We start from the raw sequence: 1551 nt of genomic DNA on the forward strand, positions 1-1551 counted from the left end.
CGCCCCCGTTATGTTCTCCACGGCTCCGCAACGGGGCCGCTGGCCTCCGGGCCCGGCATGACTTGGTCCCCCTGTCCGAGATGACCTGGGGGGTGGTGTTCACCGGGCTCGGGGGTGTTCGTCGGAGACGCTGATCAGAGGTCCGGCCACCGTCCGGTCCGGCGCAACGCCGGGCGGTTCGCGGGCGGCAGGTCTGCATAACGTGGATGCGCGAGCACGACACCCGAGCCGCGGCCGGCACCGTCAACATCCTGGAAAGGGCGCGATGTTCGAGATCGAAGACGTGGGCGTGTTCCTCGGGCTGGACGTCGGCAAGTCTGCTCATCACGGCCACGGGCTGACTCCGGCAGGGAAGAAGGTCTTCGACAAGCCGCTGCCCAACAGCGAGCCGAAGCTGCGGGCCGTCTTCGACAAACTTGCCGCGAAGTTCGGAACCGTCCTGGTCATCGTGGACCAACCCGCCTCGATCGGCGCCCTGCCACTGACCGTCGCCCGCGATGCCGGCTGCCGCGTCGCCTACCTGCCCGGCCTGGCGATGCGGCGGATCGCCGACCTCTACCCCGGCGAGGCCAAGACCGACGCCCGCGACGCGGCCGTGATCGCGGACGCGGCCCGCACCATGCCGCACACCCTGCGATCCCTGGAACTGACCGACGAGATCACCGCCGAACTCACCGTGCTCGTCGGTTTCGACCAGGACCTTGCCGCCGAGGCCACCCGCACCTCCAACCGGATACGCGGCCTGCTCACCCAGTTCCACCCCAGCCTCGAACGCGTCCTCGGCCCGCGCCTCGACCACCAGGCCATCACCTGGCTGCTGGAGCGATACGGCTCCCCGGCCGCCCTGCGCAAGGCCGGCCGCCGCAGACTCGTCGAGCTGATCCGCCCGAAAGCCCCACGCATGGCTCAGCGGCTGATCGACGACGTCTTCGACGCGCTCGACGAGCAGACCGTCGTCGTCCCGGGCACCGGCACCCTGGACATCGTCATCCCCTCCCTGGCCGTGTCCCTGGCCGCCGTCCACACCCAGCGACGGGCGATGGAAGCCCAGATCAACACGCTTCTGGAGGCCCACCCTCTTTCCCCGGTCCTGACGTCGATGCCCGGCGTCGGCGTCAGGACCGCCGCCGTCCTGCTGGTCACCGTCGGCGACGGCACCAGCTTCCCCACCGCCGCCCACCTCGCCTCCTACGCCGGACTCGCACCCACCACCAAATCGTCCGGGACCTCGATCCACGGCGAACACGCACCCCGCGGCGGCAACCGCCAGCTCAAACGGGCGATGTTCCTGTCCGCCTTCGCCTGCATGAACGCCGACCCGGCCTCCCGCGCCTACTACGACAAGCAACGAGCCCGCGGCAAGACCCACACCCAAGCTCTCCTCCGCCTCGCCCGCCAACGCATCAGCGTCCTGTTCGCCATGCTCCGCGACGGCACCTTCTACGAATCCCGGACACCGAAGGACGTCGAGCTCGCCGCATAACCCCAGCACCCCGAACCACACCACACCCGACAGGGGCGCCTTGACGAAGGACATAGAGGCACCCCCCC

The 1551-nt window shown here is 69.7% G+C and carries 1 protein-coding gene; it reads left to right on the forward strand.

All coding sequences use genetic code 11. The features are described from left to right. The first annotated feature begins 265 nt into the window (after nt 1–265). Nucleotides 266–1483: an IS110 family transposase gene (locus ACGFYV_RS37515; protein ID WP_393883028.1), complete on the forward strand. Its 1218-nt coding sequence runs from the start codon at nt 266–268 to the stop codon at nt 1481–1483. Nucleotides 1484–1551 lie beyond the last annotated feature (68 nt).

The sequence above is a fragment of the Streptomyces sp. NPDC048297 genome (assembly GCF_043201585.1).
Classification (GTDB): Bacteria; Actinomycetota; Actinomycetes; order Streptomycetales; family Streptomycetaceae; genus Streptomyces.

Coding starts and splice junctions, on each gene's coding strand:
- ACGFYV_RS37515 (WP_393883028.1), top strand. CDS start 266: ATGTTCGAGATCGAAGACGTGGGCGTGTTCCTCGGGCTGGACGTCGGC.